The organism is Stappia sp., assembly GCF_965276915.1.
Lineage (GTDB): Bacteria > Pseudomonadota > Alphaproteobacteria > Rhizobiales > Stappiaceae > Stappia.
The window spans coordinates 3,717,066-3,738,219 of sequence record NZ_OZ255709.1 but is presented as its reverse complement, the minus strand read 5'-3'; the positions used below and the strand labels follow the sequence as shown (position 1 = coordinate 3,738,219).

The window sequence follows — 21,154 nt, the reverse complement described above, 5'->3', positions numbered from 1 at the left end:
CTTCCCCGGTTCTTTTCATCGCGGGCGCGGCGAGGGGAGATCCAGATGCGCGCTTATGGTGAGCGGATACTGCGCGCGCGCACCCGCAAGGCTGTCCCGCGACAGGTTGACGACAACGAGCGGATCGTCGGGCCTGGTGAGCGCAAGCACCTCGCCGCCCGGCGCCACCGCAAAGCCGCTGCCGCCGAAGGCCGGAACCGCCCCTCCGCCGCCGCTCCTGTTGGAGCTCAGCACATAGCAGCCGTTGACGATGGCGGTGGCCCGGGCGACCGCGATCCAGCGGTCGAGCCCGTCGGCGGTGCTGGCCCTCGGCACGAGCAGGACATCCGCGCCGGCGCGCACGAGCGAGCGGCCGACCTCCGGCACCATCAGCTCCGAGCAGATCGCGAAGGCGAAGCGAAAGCCGGCGTGATCGAGCAGGCCGAATGTCTGGTGTCCCGGCCGGAACCAGGTGTTTTCGTGAAAGCCCGCTTCTTCCGGCAGGCACAGCTTGTGATGAAGCGCGTGGTAGCGGGTCCCGATCCTGGCGAACCCCTCGTTGATCAGCCCGTCCGGCGCCGGCAGCGCCGTCGAGCCGAACAGCGCCGGCACCTCGATCGCGTCCAGAGCGGCGACGCCGGCCGCGTGTGCCGCCGCTGCCTGTCCGGCCTCCAGCAGGCTGAACCGGGGGGCGGCAGCCGGCCATGCGCCGAATGGCAACTCATTGAGCAAAAGGGCCTGCGGGCGGTGCGTGCCGACGAGGGCGACGAGGCGTTGCCATGCCGCATCGCCAGGGGTGAGGCCGTCCGGCAGTTCGCACACGGCCATGGCGAGCGAGGCATCGCCGTCCGGCGCGCGGGGCAGGGGGCTCATCGGTCGCTCTCCGCAGGCTTGCGCATCCGCATGGGGCAGGTTCCGGAGGGCGCCGTGTTGGTCTCCGCGAGCCCGTATTGCCACCATTCGATCTCACCGGCCTCGAAGCTGCCGAGTGCCGGGCTGTGCGGCAGTCCGTCATAGGCGTGGATGCGCTTGCGCAGCCGCTCGCGCACGGCGCGGCCGCGAGGATTGTCGCCGGCGACGATGTCGAAGCGTTCGCGCGGGTTGACGATGAAGGCGAAGGCGCGCCCGAGATTGCGGCTGCGGCGGATGCGGTGCGCCGGATTGCTCATGTTGACGAAGAGCTGCATGCCGGCAAAGCACATCGTCCAGAACGGGCTGGCGGGCACACGCGAGACCTCGTCGGGCCAGGCGGCCGGGTCAAGGTCATGCCAGGCCTGCAGCACCTGCCAGCCGATGTCGTGATAAGCCTCGACCGTATCGGCCGCGACCGTCGCGGGATCGAACAGCACGACCAGCGGTTCGGCGGTCGCGACGTCGCCGTCCCACTCCCTGGAGCGGCGCACATAGGCGCCGAGATCGTCGGCGGTGCGGGCAAGATCCCGAGGCGCGAGACTGTCGACGAAGGCAAAGAGGATGCGGCCCCGGCGGCAGGCGTTCTGGGAAAAGAAGCAAGGGAAGTTCGTCGGCATCCGCAGGCGCTCGAGAAAGCCGAGGGCCGCCGTTTGCTGCCACGGCGTCAGGTCGCCCGCGTCGGTCTCGACCTTTGTCTGGGCGGTCAGCGTCATGTCGTCGTCTCCTTGTTCGTGGTCGCCTGTGCCGCGGCGTCGAGGGCATCGCGCAACAGGGCCGGGCGATGCAGCAGGGCGAGATGGGTGGAGTGGTCGTAGTGGCGACGCATTGCCGGCGGCAGGGCCGCGATCCGGCGGGCCATGGACTTGCCGGCAAAGCCGTTCAGCTTCCGGTCCCGGCTGGCGATGGCAAAGCCCCAGGGGACGGCGAAGCTGGGGATGTACTGGTCGTAGATCACGACGTCGGCGAACAGGTGCCGCAGGCGCGCCGCCGTACGTGCCTGGAAGCCGACAGAGGCGGGATGGCTGTGGCCGACATGGGTGGCGAGGAGGCCGCCGGGGGCGAGCAGGTCGGCCGCGGCGGCAAGGGTGCCGGTCTCGAACACGGTGTTGGCGTAGGACGTTCCGGCGGCGTCCGGAAGGTCGAGCAGAACGAGATCCGCCCAGCCGGCGAGATCGCCGCGCTGGCGCGCAAGCCAGGCGTGCGGGTCGTCGAACTCCATCCGGTAGTCGAAGGGAAACGGCGTTTTCGGCTGCAGGTGCGGCATGTGATAGCGGCACAGTTCGGCGAGTGCCGGGTCGAGGTCGACATGGCGCACGGCGCGCAGGCCCGGCAGGTGCTGCAGCTTGTTGAGGATGCCGCCATTGCCGCCGCCGACCACCACCACCTTGCGCAGGTTGCCGTGAAGGGCGGCCGCCGGCGACATCAGCATCTCGTGGTAGAGGCCCTGGTCGAACTCGCTGGACTGGATCAGCCCGTCGATCAGCAAGGCCCGCCCATAGGCGGCGAGACGGGCGATCCGGTAGCTGGTCAGCCCGGTGTCGCCTTCCGCCAGGACGGCAGCGACCTCCAGCAGACGGCTGTCGGCCGCCTCGAGCACCGGATGCTGCAGGGGGGCAAGGCCTGTCACGAGACCGCCTCCGCGATCACCGCGGCATAGCCCAGAAGCCCCTTTTTCGAGACGTCGTGTTCATAGGCGGCCAGTGCCAGCGAGGTTTCGAAATAGTCCTGCGAGGTGGCTGCGACGATTTCCTCGCGCAGTGCCTTGCGGGCATCGACGGAGCGTTCCTGCCAGAGGCGGAAGCGCTCGGTCGTGTCAACGACATGGCGGACCCGGAAACCGGCGACGGCCAGGAGCTCCCCATATTCCTGCGTGGTGTAGACATGCGGGCATTTCCAGTCGCGGGTGAGCCGGTTCCAGTCGTCGGCATCGATGTCGCCGAGGCGGGTGCGTTCGAAGATGGCGAGCCGGCCACCGGGTCGCAGCAGCGCCCGGGCGCGGGCGAACAGCCGGGCCGCGTCGAAATGACAGGCGGCGCCGGTGCTGTAGATGCCGTCGAAGGGCCCGGGAAAGGCATGTTCGTAGACATTGCCGGCGATCAGTTCGACATCGTGATCCCGGTCGCGGCCGGCGGCCACGGAGACGAGCGAAAGGTCGATGCCCGTGACCGACCACTCCATCTCGCGCGCCAGGAACGCGGCGACGAGGCCGCGCCCGCAGCCAAGGTCGAGGACGCGGGATCCTGGCGCCAGCTGCATGAGCGAGCCCATCAGCCGCAACTCGTTGGCGCTGTTGTCGCTGAACTGGCCGATATACTGGTCCGGGCCGAAGACATGCGGGTAGATGAGGTCGTGGACGCGGGCATTGTCGGCCATGGTCTCGTCGTAGAGGGCCTGGACGCCTGCGAAGTCCTCGGGTGCGGGCGATGGATTGCCGTTCATGAAAGTTCCTCCTGAAAGGCCGACACGGGCGTGGTGCCGCGCGCGGCCAGGCGCGCCCGCAAGTCCTTGGGAAGCGACACCATGTGCCGGTGGGTGATGCCGTCGTAATAGGTCAGGGTCCCGTCCAGCCGGGTCGCCAGCAGCCGGTCGACGATGCTGGCGGAACGGCCTTCCAGATCGAGGTCGCGATGCGATCCGACGGAGAACAGCCACGAGGTGCCGTAGGACTGGGCGTGGCAGACAAGGCCTTCGGCGCGGGCGAAATGCTCGGCCGTCAGCGCGTGTATCCTTGATGCCTCGTGGCCGGAGCAGGGACCGGCGGCCCCGGCCCAGGTGACGAAGGCGCCCCGGGTCGAGACCAGTTGCGCCATCGCGGCGAAATGCTCCGGCGAGAACAGGAACTCGGCAGGGGAGCCGGGCAGGGGCTCGCTGACATCGTGGATGACGAGGTCGAAGGGCAGCGGCGCCGAGGCGAGGTAGTCGCGAATGTCGGCGATCACCAGGCGAAAGCGGGGATCATCGTGGAACCCCCTTGCGACATGCGTGAAGTGACGACGGGCAAGATCGGCCATCCGCTGGTCGATCTCGACCTGGACGACCTCCTCGACAGACAGGTGCTTCAGCGCCTCGCGCACCGCGCCGCCCGGACCTCCGCCGACGACGAGCACCCGCTTCAAGGCCTTGCCGACGGCAAGCGCCGCCGGATGCACGATCGCCTCGCTGTAGATGTATTCGTCGCCCTCCAGGTGCTGGATACGGCCGTCCAGCAGCAGCCCGCGCCCGAAGGAGCGGGTCCGCACGACCTCGATGCACTGGTCGCCGTCATCGGCCAGGAACAGGCGCTCGACGACCTCGTGGCAATGGGCCTCGCCGGAGGCGATGCCCTCGAAGGTCCATGTGCGGGGCCAGTCGGACGGCCGCGCACCCGATGCCGGGTGCGGGGACGCCGCGGGGTTGGCGGCCCGCCTCACTGGACCGCCTCCTCGGTCACGTCGCCCGGACGGATCAGCGTCAGCCCGCCGGACTTGCTCGCCAGGTATTCGGGCGGGTAGGTCTGGCCCAGAAAGCGGGTGATCATCGAGTAGCAGTAGGACCCGGCCTGGTCGAACTCGAGCCATTCGCCGATCTCGACCTGCGGGATCGTCTGCCGCCTTGTCAGGAAGTCGCGGGAATAGGTGGTGTTGCCGACAACGTCGACCGGCTGGTCGAAATCGGGGCGCGGGCCGCCGCCATTGCTCATCACGCGGACGGGGTTGTAGTCCTCGTAGAACATCGCGCGCGGGATCATCGAGGCGCTGGCATCGACGCAGACGAAGTAGTGGCCGTCCCGCTTCTTGATGTCGGTGACCTGGGCGTAGAAGCATGCCGCGTTGCCGAACATCGCCCGGCCCGGCTCGATGACCAGCCGTATCGGTCGCCCGCGCTTTTTGGAGAATTCCGTGAGCAGGGCCGTGATGCGGGCGTTATAGTCGTCGAAGTCGAAACGCGTCTCGTCGAGCGGGAAGCCGCCGCCGACATCGACATAGGCGAGATCGGGAAACCGGTCGGAGAGTTCAAGCGAGCGCTCGACGCCGGCGATCATCTCGTCGACATCGACAATGTCGGTGCCGATATAGACATGGCTGCCGGTTGCCGTCAGGCCGAGGCGTTCGCAGGTGTCGAGCGCCTCGTCGAGCTCGTGGTCCTGGATGCCGATCCGGCTGTCATTGCCCGAGAACGGGCTGATGCGGGAGCGTTCCGACGTGTTCAGCCGGAGCCCGACCTCGGCCTTGATGCCGAGCGTGCCGAACAGCTCGATCTGGCTGATCGAGTCCAGATGCAGCTTGATGCCGCGCGCAACCAGGTAGCGCATCATCGCGGCGGTCAGTCCGGTGCTGGCGAAGATCACCCGGTCGGCGGGAAAGCCGCAGGATTCCGCCAGGCGCAGGTGCTTCAGCGAGTTGACGAACAGACCCATGCCGCGCTCGCGGATCAAGGTCAGGAGGTGGGGATTGTCGTTCGCCATGGAGGCGAAGAAGACATCGGTGTTTCCGTAGGCAACACTTTCGAAACGGGCGAAGTTCTCCTCGATCTTCTCGGTGCTGTAGAGATAGAAAGCGGAATTGATCTTCGAGGCGCGCATGTCCATCAAGTAGGCGGTCTGATCCATGGTGTTCTCCAATGCTTGCGTGGGGGGTCAGCGATAGGTTGCGATCGGCGTGCCGAAGGCGTCCTCGTGGGGGGTGAGGCCGAGGCCGGGGGCTTCGCTCGGGACGACGAAGCCGTCGGTGATGTGCGATGCGCCGCAGGCGTAGGTTTCGGTGTTGAATTCGCGGCAGCTCCACAGGCCGAAGAGGTGATCGCGCGGCGTGGCGGCGGCGACATGCAGGGCCGCCATGTCGGCAATCTCCGTGCCGCCGGAGGACGCCCAGCTCAGAGAAAGGCCGGCGATCTCGCAAAAGGCGGCAAAGCGGCGGGCGGCGGCGATGCCGCCGATGCGCGACAGCTTGACGTGGACGATGTCGGCCGCGTTGTCTCGCGCCAGCCGTGCCAGCACGTCGCCGTCCAGCACGCTCTCGTCGAGCGTCACGGTCGCCCTGGTGGCGCGGCGCACCCGCAGGCAGGCCTCGTAGGTGCCGCAGGGCTGCTCCAGGTTGAAGCCGAGCGGCTCGATGGCGCGGGCCACCTTCAGCGCGTCGGTGAGCGTCCACAGGCGGTTGGCGTCGGCGATGAAGGTCTCTTGCGGCTGGCGGATTTCGGCAAGCCGCTCGTAGAGGCGGATATCGGAAACGGCTTCGCCGCCCGGCTTGGTGGAGAAGATCCGGTAGCCGGGTCCCTCCCGGTAGGCTGCGATCCGCTCCGCCATCTCGTTGAACGGGCCGTGATAGACGGCGCAGTTCATCGGAATGCGCTCGTTGGCGCGGCCGCCGAGAAGCCGGTAGACGGGCAGGTTGGCGGCCTTGCCGAGAAGATCGTGCGCGGCAATGTCGAAGCCGGACTTGATATAGGCGTGGCCGTCCAGGTGCCGGTCCATCAGGGCATGCAGCCCGGCGATGTCTGTGGGATCGGCGCCGATCAGGGCGGGTGCCAGGACGTCGATGCCGACGCGGGCGGCCTCCGCGAATTCCGGGAGATAGGTCCGTCCCCAGGGGCTGACCTCACCCCAGCCGGTGAGCCCCTCGTCGGTGTCGATCTTCAGGATCGTTCCGTCGACGCTGTCCTGCGCCTTGCCGGAGGAGCCCGTCGCATAGCGGGTCTCGCCGAAGCCGATCGCCAGGCGAAAGATGGTGATGCGGTCGATTTTCATGATGTTCCCTCCGCCGCCGGAGCCGGCGCGCGTTGGCTGTAGAGGATGGAGAAGACGACGGCGGTCATGACCACGAACCCGCCGATGACGGTGGCAAGCGGGGGCATGTCGGCGAAGGCGATCCATACCCAGAGCGGGGCAAGGGGGACGTCGAGCGTGCTGATCAGGGCCGCCTGGCCGGAATTCAGGTGGCGGGCGCCAAGCGTCAGGAAGAGGATGCCAAGGCCGAGCTGGGTGATCCCGAAGGCGACCAGCAGGACGAGGATCTCCCCGTCGATGGTGCCGAAGTCCGCCAGCGGTAGCGTGATCAGGAACGAGGCGAAGGCGGAGGCGCAGGCCATCGCCACCATCGAATGCGCCTTGCCCCAGCGCACCGCGACGATCATCAGCGCCATGAAGAAGGTCATGGCCATGGCGTAGGCATCGCCAAGCAGCCCGCCGCCTTCCAGCGAGCCGCCGACGATGACGACGACGCCGAGAAGGGCGACGAAGCTCGCCCACAGGGTCGAGGCCTGCACCGGCTCTCGAAGGAGGAGCCACGAAAAGCCGGCCGCGACGAAGGGGGCGGTGGCGTAGATCAGCACCACGTTAGCCACCGAGGTGTTCAGGTAGGCGTTGAGGTTGAAGATCATGGCGAGCACGCTGGCGGCGATCGCGACCAGTCCCGGAGCGCTCCGGAAGACGCCGAACTGGGCGAGGCCGGCGCGCCCCTCGCGCGCCAGCATGATGGCCAGGATGAAGAAGCCGGCCACCAGCCCGCGAATGCAGAGCATCGTCCAGACGCTGGTGTCGATCAGCCGGGTGAAGAGCCCGGCCGTGCTGTAGCAGGCCGCGGACAGCACCAGCAGGATGATGCCGATGCGTATCTGGCGGGCGGTGTCGGACATGTCCTGCATGGGGTCCGCCTCACTGCGCCGGCGCACGGCCGAGCCAGCCGTCGACGGTTGCCGGGTTTGCCGCAAGCCAGTCCCTGGCGACCTCGGCGGGCTCCTTGCCCTCGACGCCGGTCTCGGTGACCCAGCCGTTGATCACGGCGGGATCGAAGGAGACGCGGGTCAGGAATTCGGCCGCCTTCGGGAAGCGGGTTTCCAGCGAGCGGGAGTGGAAGACGTAGACGCGGCTGGTCTCGAAGGCGCAGGGGAAGGAGGAGGCCTCGAGCCAGTCGTCGCGCTCGGACGGGGTGAAGACCGTGTCGCAGCCCTTGTAATAGGCGGGCTCTGCGACCTGGGTGAGGTCGTGGACCGAGAACACCCATTCCGGCGTCCAGTGGTAGAAGATGACGGGGCGTCCCTCCTGCGTGGCGGATTTGAGCGCTGCCTTGAAATCCTCGTTGCTGGCGATCCAGGGCTCCCACAGGTCGTCGAGGCCGTAGGACTTCATCTTGATCCGGTTGAGCCGGGTCGCGCCCCAGCTTTCCTCGCCGGCCCAGTATTCGCCGAGCCCGTCGCCGTCCGTGTCGAACCGGCGCGCGATCTCGGGCGATTTCAGGTCCTCGATGGTGGAGATGCCGAGCGCCTGCGCCGTTCCGGTCGGCAGGAAGAACCCCTGGACGGCGTCGTAGCCGGCATTGTGGCCGATGGTCTTGCGGGTATCGATGTAGGTCTCCCAGGCCTTCTGCTGGTTCGGCATCCAGATGTCGGGGAAGACGTCGAGCTTGCCGTCGCCCGCATCCATCGAGATCAGCGAGGTCTTGGTGTCCGCCTCGAGGATCGCGGTCGGGGCGCCGAGTTCGTTCTTCATCACCTGCGTCAGGACCTGGGAGATGACCTTGGCGGCGTCCCAGTTGAGGCCGGTGACCGTGATCTTGTCGGCGGCGGTGGCGGGAAGCGCGGAGGGCAGCAGCGCGACGACGGTGCCGAGCAGTGCGAGGCGGCGGGAGATGCGGGACATGGAAGGTTCCTCTCGGGTTTTGGATGCCGGATTTCGGGCGCAAGTGTCCTGATGCGCGCGCGGGATCGGCTCGCGCGGGCAAGGGTCAGTCGGTGTTTTCGTGCAAAGGCCGGTGGCCGGGCGGCGGGGCTATTCGCGCTGCGCCGCCAGAAGGTGCTCGATGATCGCGGCGCGCACCGGAACGCCGTTATGGGCCTGCTCGAAGTAACGGGCCTGGGGCATGCCGTCGACGTCGTGGGCGAGATCCTCGACGCGGGGCAGGGAGTGCATGACGATCGCGTCGGCGCGCATCTCGGCGAGCCTCGCCCGGTCGAGGGCGTAGAAGCTGTCGACGGGCTCGCCGCGACGTTCGGTGATGCCGTTGTGATAGATCACGTCGACATTGCGCTTCACCTCGTCGAGATGACCGATGCGGGTGAAGCGGATGCCGGCGCGGCGGTAGTGTTCCGCGTCCGCGAACTCCATCCAGAACTTGTCCGGGCACAGGACGAAGAGCTCGACCTGCGGGAAATGCGCCAGCGCGCGGATCTGGGAGCGGAAGGCGCGCAGATGCGTGCCGCCGATGATCAGGATCTTCAGCCCGTCGATCCGCCCGAAGGCCTTTTCGATGGTGAAGAGGTCGATCAGGGCCTGGGTCGGGTGCTCGGCGCGCAGTCCCATGCCGTTGCCGGCATTGATCACCGGGATCGTGCTGGCTTCGGCGAAGTCGTAGACCCCGTCCGCCTCGGAATGGCGGATCACCGCCAGGTCGGCGAAGCCGGAGAGGACGCGGGCCGTGTCGGCAAGGCTCTCGCCCCAGTTCGATCCGGCCCGCGAGTTTTCCAGGTCGACGCTGATCACCCCGCCGCCGGCCCGCAGCACGCTCGACTGGAACCCGTACTGGGTCCGGGTCGAGGGAGAGAAGAACAGCAGCGCGGCGATGGCGCCCCGGGCGCGGCTCTGCGCCCCCGCCGCCAGCTCCCGGGACCGGGCGAGGATCGCCCGGATGGTGTCGCCGTCAAGATCGTCGATGGACAGCAAGTGGCGTGTGGTCGATTGACCAGACATGGCGAGCTCCCGGTATGGGCTGGTGGGACAGGCGGCGGGGGGCGGGATCAGCTGGCGGCGCGCCAGTCGAAACCCGGGGCGAAATGCTTCTCGTGAACCCCGTCATTGGCCCAGTCGCCATCGAAGGCGTAGAAGCCGGCGTCGAAGGTGGCGGTGTCGACCAGGTAGTAGGCGGGGATCGGCGGCAGCGGCTCGCAATAGGGCGCCTTCTCCAGGTCGCACAGGGCAAGGACGGAGCGGGCGGCGACATAGCCGCAGGCGATCGGGGGAACCGCGCCGAGGATCGGGATGTTGCCGATATCCTCCATCCATTCGTAGACGGTGTCGCGCCCGGGGAAGCGGGGGAAGTAGTTGGCCTGCATCTTGATCAGGCGCTCGACGTCGTCGCGGTCGAGCGTCTTGTCCTCGGGAATGCCGAGCAGGTCCTCGTAGGTGACGCCGTCCTTGTCGAACTTGTAAACGGTCGAGGCCCAGCCCCAGACGCAGGCGCACAGCATGGTGATCGCCGTGGGGCTGGCCCGGTAGGCCCTGTGCAGCGCGTAGCGTTCGGAGATCAGGTAGAAATCCGTCATGTCGAGCAGCAGGTCACAGCCCTCGACGAAATCCTCGGCGGTATGGCGCTGAATGCCGTCAGGATAGATCTCGACGGTCACGTCGGGCGTCATCTCGTGCACCATCTCGCCGACGACCATCGCCTTGTTGCGGCCGACCGTGTTCTTGCCCGAGCCGAGCTGGCGGTTGATGTTGGAAGCGTCGAAGTGATCGGGATCGGCGAGCTTCAGGTGGCGCACGCCCATCCGGGCAAGCTGCACCGCCAGGTAGGAGCCGATGCCGCCGCATCCGGCGACGCCGACCGTGGCGTTGGCCAGCTTTTCCTGCGAGAGCCGGCGCTGCTCCTCGTCGATGCCGAGGAAACACAGCGAGCGCGATACCCGCTCGTTGTAGAAGGTCTCGTCATAGATGCCGTCCAGTTTGATCTTGCGTGCTTTCTTGAGCATGTGAACTGTCCTTTCGCTCAGGTGTCGAAACCGTCCCCGTCGGGGTATTCCTCGAGATTGGTGTAGCGGATGGTCACTTCGGCGCCGGCCGCGACCGGCTTCAGGACGCGCAGCTGCAGCCACAGGCCGTCGGCCTCGAAGCTCCACTGGATGACGGCGTTGTTGTCCGCCGCATGGTTGCAGTAGGACATGCCGCCATTGATCAGCGCGTAGGTGTTGCCCGGATTGCCGGGAGCGTAGTCGGCGGGATTGGCGAGCAGATGGTCGAAGACGGCCGTCGGCTTGAGTTCGGCGCTTCTTGGTGCGTCGAAGAAGATCCCCGGCGCCCGCTCCAGAAGATCGCCGGCGGCGAGATCCTTGAGTGCATAGACGCCGCGCCCCTTGCGACCTGCAGCCCGAACCTCGATTTTCATTTCTGAAATCGAAGTTTGTTCTTCCTGGAGTGCTGAAACGTCTTTGAAGGACGACATGATTTCTTCCTTGAAGGGGTGATGTCCCGCTGTTCAAGGAGAGACTATTGTGCATGAACACGTGCGGATATGATCCGCACGGTTCATTTTGTGCCTACCTGTGCGTGTGATTTCGATTGATGCGCGCCGGTTTTCGGCGCTCAGGCCTGGCCGCGGCAGAAGCGTTCCAGGAACCGTGTCTCGCCGTCCGGCGTGAAGGAGACGATCCGGGTCTGCCGGTCGCGGCGGGCCCAGCCAAGGTCCTCGATCCGCCCGAGGATGGCACGGCCAAGGCTGCCGGCGAGATGCGAGCGGCGCTCGCTCCAGTCGAGGCATTCGCGGCAAAGCCGGGATTTGCCGGCGTCGAGCGCGGGGAGGTCTATGCCGAAATCCCCGGCGAATATGCGTCCCGACGGGGTGAGGGCGAGGTCGTCCGCATCGCGCTCGATGAGACCGCGTGCCAAGAGGCTGTCGAACATGCGCGTGCCGAGATCGCCTGCCAGATGATTGTAGCAGACCCTGGCCTTGCGCAGCGCCGGGTCGCGGGGACCTGGCCGGTTGCGCAGGTGGCCATGGCCGGCGGCCAGTCCCATCAGCCCTTCCAGCACCCGGGCGACGTCGTCGCTGGCGAGGCTGAAATACTTGTGCCGGCCCTGCTTGCGGGGCGTCGCCAGACCGCCATCGCAAAGTTTCGCCAGATGGGAACTGGCGGTGGGCAGGGTGACGCCCGCCTCGGCCGCCAGCTCGCTGGCGGTCAGCGCCCGCCCGCCCATCAGCGCCGACAGCATGTTGGCGCGGGCGGGGTCGCCGATCAGAGCGGCAATCTGGGCGATATCCGGACCTTCCTTCATGGTTCGATCATAGTCGAACCATGAGTGTTCGGCAATCGGCTAGCGTGGCGCCGTGTTCAACCGACAAGGAGCCCGACATGCTGACCTGCGTCATCCGTTATCACATCGACCCGACGAAGAAGGCGCAGTTCGCGCAATATGCCCGCAACTGGGGGACGGCGATCCCGCGCTGCGGCGCCGACCTTGTCGGCTATTTCGCCCCGCACGAGGGGTCGAGCACGCTCGCCTACGGGATCTACAACATCGCCAGCCTTGCCGATTACGAGGCCTACAGGGCGCGGCTTGCCGCCGATCCGCTCGGCCGCGAGAACTACGAGTTCGCGCAGGCCGAGCGGTTCCTGCTGCGCGAGGATCGGACCTTCGTGAAGCTCGTCTCGGCGCCGCATGGAGAAGGCTCGTGATCGCGGTGATCTTCGAGGTCGTGCCGGCGAAGGGCGGCGGACGGGAGCGCTACATGGAGATCGCCGCAAGCCTGCGGCCGGTGCTGGAGAAGATCGACGGGTTCATCTCGGTGGAGCGCTTCCAGAGCCTCTCCGATCCGGACAAGGTGTTGTCGCTCTCCTTCTTCCGCGACGAGGCGGCAGTGCGGACCTGGCGCAACCTTGAGAGCCACCGCTCGGCGCAGGGACACGGGCGCGGCGGGGTGTTTAGCGACTACCGGCTACGCATCGCGGACGTATCGCGCGACTACGGCATGTTCGAGCGGGCGCAGGCGCCCACCGACAGCCGGGCTGTCCACGACGACGGCGGCTGAGCCGCCGCGACGAGGTCCCGGCTCAGGCCGGATCGAGGAACCAGCGTCTGGCGTTGCCGTAGCAGATGTCGCGGACGAGCCGGTCGGCAAGCTCCGTGTCCGGCGGCATCAGCCCGCTCTCGATCCAGCCGCCGACCATGTTGCACAAGAGGCGGCGGAAATATTCGTGGCGCGGGAAGGAGAGGAAGGAGCGGCTGTCGGTGAGCATGCCGACGAAGGTGGAGAGGAGGCCCATCTGGGCGAGCTGCGTCATCTGCCGCTCCATGCCGTCGAGCTGGTCGTTGAACCACCAGCCGGAGCCGGCCTGCACCTTGCCCGGTACAGTGCCGTCCTGGAAGTTGCCGGCGGTGGTGACGATCACCTCGTTCTTCGTCGGGTCGAGGCAATAGAGGATGGTGCGCGGCAGTTCGCCGGTGCGGTCGAGCCGGTCGAGCAACGCGTTGAGCGGCCCGGCAAGCGGCAGGTCGGCGATGGAATCGCCGCCGACATCGGCGCCGAGGCGGGAGAGGAGCGCGCCGCGGGCATTGCGGATCGCGCCGATATGGAACTGCATGACGAGGTCGCGGGCCGCGTAGGCGCGGCCGAGGGCGACGAGCACGGCGGTCTGGAAATCGGCGACTTCGTCCTCGTCCGGCGTGGCACCCGAAAGCCGCTTCGACAGGATGGCGTCGAGCCGGGCCGCGCCGCATTCGCGGCCGTGGCGAAGGACCTCGATGCCGTGGTCGGCGGCGCGGCAGCCGGCGGCGACGAAGTGATCGAGTCGGGCGACAAGCGCGCCCATCAGGTCTTCGAAGGTGGCAATCGGCTGACCGCAGGTCTCGGAAAGCCGGGTGAGATAGTCGGCAAAGCCGTCGAGCTCGATCTTGAAGGCCTTGTCCGGACGGAAGCTCGGCACCATGCGGAAGCCGAGCGCCGCGTCGTCCTTCAGGGCCATGTGGTGTTCGAGCGTGTCGCACGGATCATCGGTCGTTCCGACCAGCTCGACTTTCATGCCCTGCAAGAGGCCGCGCGCCGAATGTTCCGGGCCGGCGAGCTGCCGGTTGGCCTCGTCCCAGACCTCGCCGGCGCTGCCCGCATTGAGCACGACGCCCTTGAGGCCGAAATAGCGGGAAAGCTCCAGATGCGACCAGTGATAGAGCGGGTTGCCGACGAAACGCGGCATCGCGGCGGCGAAGGCCTGGTATTTCTCGCGGAAATCCGCCTCGCCGGTGACAAGCCGCTCGTCGATGCCGGCCCAGCGCATCGCGCGCCACTTGTAGTGATCGCCCTCCAGCCAGATGCGCCCGAGCGTGTCCCAGCGCTTGTCGGCAGCGATCTCCGCCGGCGGCAGATGGTTGTGATAGTCGACAATGGGCAGCGGGGCGGCGATCTGGTGGAAGAGACGGGCGGCGTGGTCGGTTTCGAGCAGAAAGTCGTCGCCGAGGAAGGGCTTGGTCATGCGGGGCTCCGGGGGGCGTCGGCAAGGCGGGCAAGGGTGGCGCGCACGCCCTCGCGGCGCAGTTCCAGATAGGCGGCCTCCACCAGCGAAACAAAGTCCGCGTTCGCGGCAAGATCGGCCGGGACAACCGCATCGAGGGCGAGGATGGCGCGCACATAGCCTGGGCCGTCGTCATTGCCGGCGACAATCTCCGCGATGCGTCCGGACAGCGGGTCGTTGAGGGCGAGGGCAACGCCTGCCTCGTCCTTGCCGCGGCAGAAGGCGAGCCAGCCGGCGACCCCGAGCGCCAGGCGCGGCCAGGGCGTGCCGGCGGCAAGGTGCCGGCGGATCGGCGCCAGCAGGCGCTGGGGCAGCTTCTGGCTGGTATCCGTCGCGATCTGGGCGGTGCGGTGTTTCAGCCGGGAATTGGAGAAGCGGGCAAGCAGCGCCTCGGCATAGGCGGCAAGGTCGTGTCCGTCCGGCAGGGAGAGCGTCGGGGCCTGTTCTTCCAGCATCAGGCCGCGCGCGGCGGCGCGAAACAGCGGGTCGTCCATGCATTCGGCAATGGTCGCGTGGCCGGCGATCTGGCCAAGGCAGGCCAGGAACGTGTGGCTGCCGTTGAGCATGCGCAGCTTCATCTCCTCGAAGGGGCGCACATCATCGACGAACCGCGCCCCGGCAATGGAGAAATCCGGCCGCCCGGCGGCGAAATCGTCCTCCACCACCCATTGCCGGAAGGGTTCGCAGACGATACCTGCATCGGCGGCGATGCCGGCGCGCGCCAGCATGTCGCGCCCGTCCGTATCAAGCGCCGGCACGATCCGGTCGACCATGGTGCAGGGGAAGGAGACATTGGCCTCGATCCAGGAGGCAAGGCCTTCGTCGCGGGCGCGGGCGAAATCGAGCACGGCGGCCCGGCAGACATGGCCGTTTTCCGGCAGGTTGTCGCAGGAAAGGACGGTCAGTCCGGCAAGCCCGGCGGCGCGGCGCAGGCGCAGGCCCTCGACGATGACGCCGATGGCGGTGGCGGGTGCAAGCGGCGTTGCGAGATCGCGAAGGATGCCGGCATTCTCCGGATCGAGACGGCCGTCACGCGTGCAATAGCCCTTCTCGGTGATGGTCAGCGAGACGATGGCAAGCTCCGGCCGGGCGAAGCGGCCGAGCAGGGCTGCAAGGCCGTCGCGGAGCGGATGGCAGGTGGCGACGACGGCATCGATCCGGCGAACGTCCGTGCGTTCGTCGTCGGCGGCAAGCACCCAGTGCCGGCAGTCCTCGCGCTCCAGCGCGTCGAGATCCTCGACACCGGAGTTGAGGCGCACGGCGACCATGCCCCAGTCGCGGTTCTCCGGTTCGCCGTTAGCATCCAGCGTCTCGTCGAGGATCGTCGTCAGGAAAGCGCGGGCGAAGGCGCCGAAGCCGATATGCAGGATGCGCTCCCGCAATGCCGCACGCTCGTAGGTGGGGAGGGTGCGGTCGGTGTCGCCGCCCGTTTTCTCCAGCTTTTGCATGGAACTATCCTTGATCATTCATCCGGGATGACAACGCTGTCGCCGGAGGAAATCTCCGCGCCATTGACGCTGAGACGGCGGGTCTCGCCGGCCGGCAGCTCGATGCGGGCGCTGGCATGGGCCGGCCGATAGGCGCCCTTGCGGCGCAGTGTCAGGCGGAGCGTGTCGGCCTGGCAGGCGAGCGTCATCCCGGTGATCGCGTGGTTTGTGGCAAGCGCGTCGGCGGAGAGGCCGTCATCGGCATATTCGGTGCTGGTCGCGGTGATGTCGCCGGGCGCGGGGAAAAGCGCCAGCACCCGCTTCGTGTCGCGCGCGGCATCGGCGCGGGTGAGCCCTTCGGCGAGGGGGAGCACGGCGCCGGCCCGTACGAAGAGCGGCATGGAGGCGAGCGTGACGGGCACGGTGATTTCCTGTCCTCCCGCATGCCAGGTTCCGGTCCAGAAGTCCCACCAGCCGCTGCCGTTGGCGGGCAGGTAGACGCGCCGCTCGCTCTGGCCCGGATCGATGACATTGGCGACGAGCAGGTCGCGGCCGATCATGAAGTCGTCCGGTTCCCCGAAGCAGCGCGCATCGTGCTCGTGGTCGAGGAAGGTCGGCCGCAGCATCGGCTCGTGGCGGGTCACGGCCTCATGCAACGCCGTGTAGAGATAGGGCAACAGGCGGTAGCGCAACCGGATCGCGTCGCGGACGAGCGGCGTCACCTCCGGGTACATCCAGGGTTCGTTGACCGTGCCGTCGTCGTTCCAGGAATGGATGGTGAAGCGCGGGTGGAAGATGCCGTTCTGCACCCAGCGCACGAACAGTTCCGGGTCCGGCTTCGGTCCGGCGAAACCGCCGACATCGTGGCCGATATTGTAGAGGCCCGACAGCGACATGCCGAGACCCATGCGGATGTTGTAGCGCAGTGTCTTCCATTCGGTGCGGTTGTCGCCGGACCAGGTCTGGGCGTAGCGCTGCAGGCCCGGCGCGCCGGAGCGCGAGATCAGATAGGGGCGAAGGTCCGGCGCATGCGCCACCTGCGCCTCGCGGCTGGCGCGGTTCATCAGCAGCGGCATCAGGGGGCGGACGAGACCGACCTCGATCTCCTCGCCGAAGCCGTTGCAGCGCGCGCCCGCGTCCCAGACCTCGAACTCGTTGTTGTCGTTCCAGGTCGAGCCGATGCCGTTCTCGAGCAGCTTTTCCGTGACGTTCGCCTGCCACCAGGCGACGGTCTCGGGATTGGTGAAGTCGAGATGCGAGCCCTCGTCGTCCCAGAAGGAGGAGCGCTCCGGCGCATCGCTCTCGCTGTCGCGGATGAAGAGGCCGCGCGCCGCGACCTCGTCATACATGGGGTGGTCCTGCAGGAGGCAGGGCTTGATGTTGGCGGCAAGATGCAGGCCGGCCCGGGCGAAGGTCGCGGCCATCGCCTTCGGGTCCGGCACCTTGTGGTGGTTCCAGGTGAAGACGTAGCGCTTCGGCCCGATCGAGGAATAGCCGGAGGAGAGCTGGAAGCTGTCGCAGGGAATGTCGTGCTCGTCGACGAGACGGACGAAGCCCTCAAGCTGCTCCTGCGCGTTCTCCGCATCCGTGTAGTGCATGGTCGAGCCTGAATAGCCAAGGCTCCAGAGCGGGGGAAAGGCGGTGCCGCCGGTCAGGCGAACATGCCCCTTGACCACGTCCAGCACCGTCGGCGCCCAGCTCATGTAGTAGTCGAGATCGCCGTCGGCGGCGCGATAGGCCCGGTAGGGCTTGTGATAGTTGTCGAGCTCGTTACCGAGATCGAACCAGCAGCCCGCAAGATTGTCGTAGAAGAGGCCGAAGGCGCCGGCCTTGGGCGTGCGGGTGAGCGTGAAGGGGATGTGCTTGTAGAGCGGGTCGGTCGAGCTTGCGTCATAGCCCATGGCGTCGAGATTGCGCATCTCGTAGCGCCTGCCGGAGCGCTCCAGGTCGCCGGCCTTCTCGCCGAGGCCATAGACCCGCTCGCCCGGTTGCCTCAGCAGGAAATGGCCATGCGCGTGGTCGCGCAGGCCCAGCATGTAGGCGCCGGTGGGACGTTCCTCCGCGAAGACCGCAAAGCTCCCGTCACCCTGCCGGGCGCTCCAGGTGAAGGCGAGCGGCTCGGCGATTTCCAGGCGCAGGCTGTCGGTGGCGATACTCAGGCCGGTGGCGGTCTCCTCCAGCGTGAAGGCGGGGCAGGGGAAACCGGAAAGATCCATCCGGTCGCGGCCTTCCCAGGGAACATCGTCGCCACCCGATGCGAGTTCGGGCGCAACGGTCCAGGTGCGGGCGAGCCGGAAGGCGCCGTCCTTGCGCAGCACGACACGGAACAGCGTCTCGTCGAGGACATGGATCGCCAGCAGATGCCGGCCGTCGACAAGGAGATCGACACCTGTCTCCGATCGGGTGTCGAGACGGTAGGACTTGAGCGGTTTCATATGAGCGAGTGTCCGGTGATCAGTAGCCGAGGAGCAGGCGGGGCAGGGTCAGGCTGAGCGCCGGCACGAAGGTGACGAGCAGCAGCATCGCCGCCAGCACCGCGTAGAAGGGCAGCAGCGGTTTGAGCACCTTGCCGATCGAGACATTGCCGACGGAGCAGCCGACGAAGAGGGCGGAACCCACCGGCGGCGTGCAGATGCCGATGCACAGGTTGAACGTCATCATCACGCCGAAATGGACCGGGTCCATGCCGAGATCCTTGACCACCGGCAGGAAGATCGGCGTGAAGATCAAAAGCGCCGGGGTCATGTCCATGAACGTGCCGACCACCAGCAGCGCAAGGTTGATCACCAGCAGCAGCACGAGCGGGTTTTCCGAAAGCCCGAGCAGGATGTCGGAGATCGTGTAGGGGATGTCGGCGAAGGCCATCACCTTGGACATGGCGATCGAGCAGCCGATCATCAGCAGGACGATGGAGGTGGTGACGGCCGATTCCAGGATGATCCCGGGCAGGTCCTTCACGCCGATTTCCCGATAGACGACGAGCGCCAGCAACAGGGTGTAGACGACGGCGGCAGCGGAGGCCTCCGTCGCGGTGAAGACGCCGCCGATGATGCCACCCATGACGATGACGATCAGACCGAGCGGCAACACCGCATCGGCTGTCTTGTGGAGGACTTCCCGCAGGCTCGGGCGCGGGGCGACCGGGTAGCCGCGCTTCTTGGCGATGATGCCGGCGACCAGCATCAGGCCGAGGCCCATCAGGATGCCGGGCACGTAGCCGGCGACGAAGAGGGCTGCAATCGAGGTGCCGTTGGTGATCAGCGAATAGACGATGAAGGTGGTGGACGGCGGGATCAGCAGGCCGGTCGGGCAGGAGGCGATGTTGACGGCGGCCGAATAGGCGGGGTCGTAGCCTTCCTTCTTCTGCAAGGGCGCCATGACGCCGCCGACGGCGGCGGCGGAGGCGACGGCGGAACCGGAGATCGAGCCGAACATCATGTTGGCCAGCACGTTGCAGTGGGCGAGGGAGCCGGGCAGGCGGCCGCCGAGCACCTTGGCGAACTCGATCAGGCGCAGCGCGATGCCGCCGCGATTCATGATGTTGCCGGCCAGGATGAAGAAGGGGATCGCCAGCAGGGTGAAGCTGTCGAGACCGGAGGCCATCTGCTGGGCGGTGATGTAGACCGACTGGTCGAAGGTCATGAACAGCGTGAAGGTCACGACCGAGGCGATGCCGATGGCGAAGGCGATGGGCACACCGAGGACCATCAGCAGGCCGAATACGCCGAAGAGGGTGAGAGCGCTTTGCAGTTCCATGGGTCGCTATCCTCAGTCGAGCGGGCCGCCGGGCGTATCGCCGGCCGGGGTGTCTGGAGTTTCCCCGCGGGCAAGGCCGACCAGGAAGAAGCCGCAGTAGAAGACGATCATCGCGCCGGAGAAGGGGATGGCGCCGTAGACGTAGCCCATGGGGATGCGCAGGGCCGGGGAGAGCTGGCCGGTGGCGAGCGTCTTGTCGACCAGTTGGAGACCGCCATAGACCATGACGACGGCGGCGAAACCGGCGATCAGCAGCATCACGAGTGCTGCAAGGAGTTGCGCGTTGCGGCCGCTGAGCATCAGCGGAAGGACGTCGATGGCCAGATGCCGGCGTTGCCCGAGCGTGTAGGCGGCGCCGACAAGACCCACCCACATGAACAGGAACCGGGCCATCTCGTCGGTGACGGTGCTGGGGGTGCCGAGCACGTAACGGGACACCACCTGCCAGACGACGCAGGCGACGAGGACCGCGAAAACGGCGGCGATGAGCATCCCCAGAACGCGGTCGATGCGGGTCTTCAGCGCGTGCATGGCGACCTACCTCCTGCCGGAGCCGTCGCCGCTTCGAGTGTTGCGACCATCCTTGTCCTCCCGGTTCCGGATCGTGCCGGACCTGTTTCTTCCCGCGCGCATTGTGCCGCGTCGCTTGAGGTCCTGACATTGCGCATTTAAAAAAATTGGTCAACCAATTTTCAAAACTGGTTGACATGTTCGCGTCGTTGAAGAAGTCTTCGCGGCAGTGTTGGCCATGATTGGTCGGCCAATTTGCGCAAAGGCTGGCAGTGCCGATGCGCCGCGACGTCCGGATCGGGGGTACTGATCCGGATGAAGAAAACCCGGGAGGAATTCACATGCGCATGTCCTATCGCGCCGCCGCCATCGCCGGCGCGGCCCTTTTCGCCTTCGCTTCGGTCGCCGAGGCGCGGACCCTGAAGCTCAATCACAACAATCCGGAAGACCATCCGCTTCACAAGTCGATGGAGTTCATGGCCGAGCGGGTCAATGAACTGACCAACGGCGACGTCAAGATCCGCGTCTATGCCAATGCCCAGCTTGGCAACCAGCGCGAGTCCATGGAGCTGATGCAGAACGGCACGCTCGACATGGCCCGCTCGAACGCCAGCGAGCTGGAAGCCTTCGAGGAGTCCTATTCGGCTCTCAACCTGCCCTTCATCTTTGCCGACGAGGAGCACTACTACAAGGTTCTGTCCGGCGAGATCGGCGACGACATCCTGACCTCCTCGCGCGACAAGGGCTTCATCGGCGTCGCCTATTACGTCGAGGGCGCGCGCTCCTTCTACGCCAACAAGGAGATCCGCACGCCGGCCGACCTTGAAGGCATGAAGATCCGCGTGCAGCCGAGCCCCTCGGCCATCCGCATGGTCGAACTGCTGGGCGGCAGCCCGACCCCGATCGCTTGGGGCGAGCTTTACAGCGCGCTTCAGCAGGGCGTTGTCGACGGTGCCGAGAACAACCCGCTGGCGCTGACCTCGGCCCGCCACGGCGAGGTCTCCAAGGTCTATTCCAACAACGAGCACACCATGATCCCGTCGGTCGTGATGATTTCGACCCAGACCTGGGATGCGCTCTCCGAGGACCAGCAGAAGGCCGTCAAGCAGGCCGCCCGCGAATCCATGGACTTCCACCGCAAGAACTGGAACGAGCAGGTCGCCGAGGGCATCGAGCTCGCCAAGAAGGAACTCGGCGTCAAGTTCGTCGAGGTCGAGAAGGGCCCGTTCGTGGAAAAGGTGCTGCCGATGCACGAGGAGGCCGCCGCCAAGTCCGAGCGTGTCGCCGACCTGATCAAGCGCATCAAGGCCGCTGCCGAATAAGTCCTCCCAAGGACTGCCCGCGCCGCGCCTTCGCGCGCGGCGCGGGTTTGCTCTCGT

Annotated in this window: 21 protein-coding genes; 3 read left to right on the top strand and 18 right to left on the bottom strand. The window is 66.9% G+C overall.

Annotated elements, in window-relative coordinates:
- Nucleotides 1-15: 15 nt before the first annotated feature.
- The 13 genes from ACQY46_RS17230 to ACQY46_RS17170 all read right to left on the bottom strand — a co-directional run bounded on the left by ACQY46_RS17230 (nucleotide 16) and on the right by ACQY46_RS17170 (nucleotide 11,851).
- The gene (locus ACQY46_RS17230; protein WP_428697234.1) at nucleotides 16-852 is read right to left on the bottom strand and encodes a carbon-nitrogen hydrolase family protein; all 837 of its coding nucleotides are present in this window, start codon (nucleotides 850-852) and stop codon (nucleotides 16-18) included.
- A complete protein-coding gene (locus ACQY46_RS17225) occupies nucleotides 849-1,604 on the bottom strand; it encodes a YqcI/YcgG family protein (RefSeq protein ID WP_428697233.1) in 756 nt (251 codons plus the stop codon). The genes ACQY46_RS17230 and ACQY46_RS17225 overlap by 4 nt, the downstream gene beginning before the upstream one ends.
- Complete coding sequence (locus ACQY46_RS17220; RefSeq protein ID WP_428697232.1) at nucleotides 1,601-2,518, bottom strand: hypothetical protein; 918 nt, start codon at nucleotides 2,516-2,518, stop codon at nucleotides 1,601-1,603. Before ACQY46_RS17220 ends, ACQY46_RS17225 begins: the two co-directional genes overlap by 4 nt.
- The gene (locus tag ACQY46_RS17215) at nucleotides 2,515-3,330 is read right to left on the bottom strand and encodes an SAM-dependent methyltransferase (RefSeq protein WP_428697231.1); all 816 of its coding nucleotides are present in this window, start codon (nucleotides 3,328-3,330) and stop codon (nucleotides 2,515-2,517) included. The genes ACQY46_RS17220 and ACQY46_RS17215 overlap by 4 nt, the downstream gene beginning before the upstream one ends.
- Nucleotides 3,327-4,301, bottom strand: a complete 975-nt coding sequence (locus tag ACQY46_RS17210; protein WP_428697230.1) for a hypothetical protein — start codon at nucleotides 4,299-4,301, stop codon at nucleotides 3,327-3,329. The genes ACQY46_RS17215 and ACQY46_RS17210 overlap by 4 nt, the downstream gene beginning before the upstream one ends.
- A complete protein-coding gene (locus ACQY46_RS17205) occupies nucleotides 4,298-5,479 on the bottom strand; it encodes a diaminopimelate decarboxylase family protein (protein ID WP_428697229.1) in 1,182 nt (393 codons plus the stop codon). Before ACQY46_RS17205 ends, ACQY46_RS17210 begins: the two co-directional genes overlap by 4 nt.
- A 27-nt stretch (nucleotides 5,480-5,506) precedes the next feature.
- Nucleotides 5,507-6,616, bottom strand: a complete 1,110-nt coding sequence (locus ACQY46_RS17200; protein ID WP_428697228.1) for a mandelate racemase/muconate lactonizing enzyme family protein — start codon at nucleotides 6,614-6,616, stop codon at nucleotides 5,507-5,509.
- Nucleotides 6,613-7,512: a DMT family transporter gene (locus ACQY46_RS17195; protein ID WP_428697227.1), complete on the bottom strand. Its 900-nt coding sequence runs from the start codon at nucleotides 7,510-7,512 to the stop codon at nucleotides 6,613-6,615. The genes ACQY46_RS17200 and ACQY46_RS17195 overlap by 4 nt, the downstream gene beginning before the upstream one ends.
- A gap of 10 nt (nucleotides 7,513-7,522) precedes the next feature.
- Nucleotides 7,523-8,506 (bottom strand): glycine betaine ABC transporter substrate-binding protein, encoded by a 984-nt coding sequence (locus ACQY46_RS17190; protein WP_428697226.1) that lies wholly within the window; start codon nucleotides 8,504-8,506, stop codon nucleotides 7,523-7,525.
- 129 nt (nucleotides 8,507-8,635) lie between these two features.
- Complete coding sequence (locus tag ACQY46_RS17185; protein ID WP_428697225.1) at nucleotides 8,636-9,553, bottom strand: aspartate/ornithine carbamoyltransferase family protein; 918 nt, start codon at nucleotides 9,551-9,553, stop codon at nucleotides 8,636-8,638.
- A 47-nt stretch (nucleotides 9,554-9,600) separates the two neighbouring features.
- Complete coding sequence (locus ACQY46_RS17180; RefSeq protein WP_428697224.1) at nucleotides 9,601-10,551, bottom strand: HesA/MoeB/ThiF family protein; 951 nt, start codon at nucleotides 10,549-10,551, stop codon at nucleotides 9,601-9,603.
- A 17-nt stretch (nucleotides 10,552-10,568) separates the two neighbouring features.
- Nucleotides 10,569-10,964, bottom strand: coding sequence for an SET domain-containing protein-lysine N-methyltransferase (locus ACQY46_RS17175; RefSeq protein WP_428697223.1), 396 nt, complete (start codon nucleotides 10,962-10,964; stop codon nucleotides 10,569-10,571).
- Between the two features lie 197 nt (nucleotides 10,965-11,161).
- The gene (locus ACQY46_RS17170; protein ID WP_428697222.1) at nucleotides 11,162-11,851 is read right to left on the bottom strand and encodes an ArsR/SmtB family transcription factor; all 690 of its coding nucleotides are present in this window, start codon (nucleotides 11,849-11,851) and stop codon (nucleotides 11,162-11,164) included.
- 77 nt (nucleotides 11,852-11,928) lie between these two features.
- On the opposite strand from ACQY46_RS17170, the gene ACQY46_RS17165 reads away from it, so the two are divergent.
- Nucleotides 11,929-12,252, top strand: coding sequence for an NIPSNAP family protein (locus ACQY46_RS17165; RefSeq protein ID WP_428697221.1), 324 nt, complete (start codon nucleotides 11,929-11,931; stop codon nucleotides 12,250-12,252).
- Nucleotides 12,249-12,605, top strand: a complete 357-nt coding sequence (locus tag ACQY46_RS17160; RefSeq protein ID WP_428697220.1) for an antibiotic biosynthesis monooxygenase family protein — start codon at nucleotides 12,249-12,251, stop codon at nucleotides 12,603-12,605. The genes ACQY46_RS17165 and ACQY46_RS17160 overlap by 4 nt, the downstream gene beginning before the upstream one ends.
- A 22-nt stretch (nucleotides 12,606-12,627) precedes the next feature.
- Here the strand turns inward: ACQY46_RS17160 and uxaC are convergent, their stop codons facing one another.
- From uxaC to ACQY46_RS17135, 5 genes are read right to left on the bottom strand one after another with little or no spacing between them, the layout of a single operon-like run.
- Nucleotides 12,628-14,043: a glucuronate isomerase gene (gene uxaC / locus ACQY46_RS17155; protein ID WP_428697219.1), complete on the bottom strand. Its 1,416-nt coding sequence runs from the start codon at nucleotides 14,041-14,043 to the stop codon at nucleotides 12,628-12,630.
- Nucleotides 14,040-15,530 carry a mannitol dehydrogenase family protein gene (locus ACQY46_RS17150; RefSeq protein WP_428697218.1) on the bottom strand — a complete coding sequence of 497 codons (1,491 nt, stop codon included), beginning with the start codon at nucleotides 15,528-15,530 and terminating at the stop codon, nucleotides 14,040-14,042. The genes uxaC and ACQY46_RS17150 overlap by 4 nt, the downstream gene beginning before the upstream one ends.
- A 14-nt stretch (nucleotides 15,531-15,544) precedes the next feature.
- Complete coding sequence (locus ACQY46_RS17145) at nucleotides 15,545-17,944, bottom strand: TIM-barrel domain-containing protein (protein ID WP_428697217.1); 2,400 nt, start codon at nucleotides 17,942-17,944, stop codon at nucleotides 15,545-15,547.
- Between the two features lie 19 nt (nucleotides 17,945-17,963).
- Complete coding sequence (locus ACQY46_RS17140) at nucleotides 17,964-19,265, bottom strand: TRAP transporter large permease (RefSeq protein ID WP_428697216.1); 1,302 nt, start codon at nucleotides 19,263-19,265, stop codon at nucleotides 17,964-17,966.
- Between the two features lie 12 nt (nucleotides 19,266-19,277).
- Nucleotides 19,278-19,796 (bottom strand): TRAP transporter small permease, encoded by a 519-nt coding sequence (locus ACQY46_RS17135; protein ID WP_428697215.1) that lies wholly within the window; start codon nucleotides 19,794-19,796, stop codon nucleotides 19,278-19,280.
- Nucleotides 19,797-20,116: 320 nt separating this feature from the next.
- Between ACQY46_RS17135 and ACQY46_RS17130 the strand changes: the two genes are divergently transcribed.
- Nucleotides 20,117-21,097 (top strand): TRAP transporter substrate-binding protein, encoded by a 981-nt coding sequence (locus tag ACQY46_RS17130; RefSeq protein ID WP_428697214.1) that lies wholly within the window; start codon nucleotides 20,117-20,119, stop codon nucleotides 21,095-21,097.
- The last annotated feature ends 57 nt before the right edge of the window (nucleotides 21,098-21,154 follow it).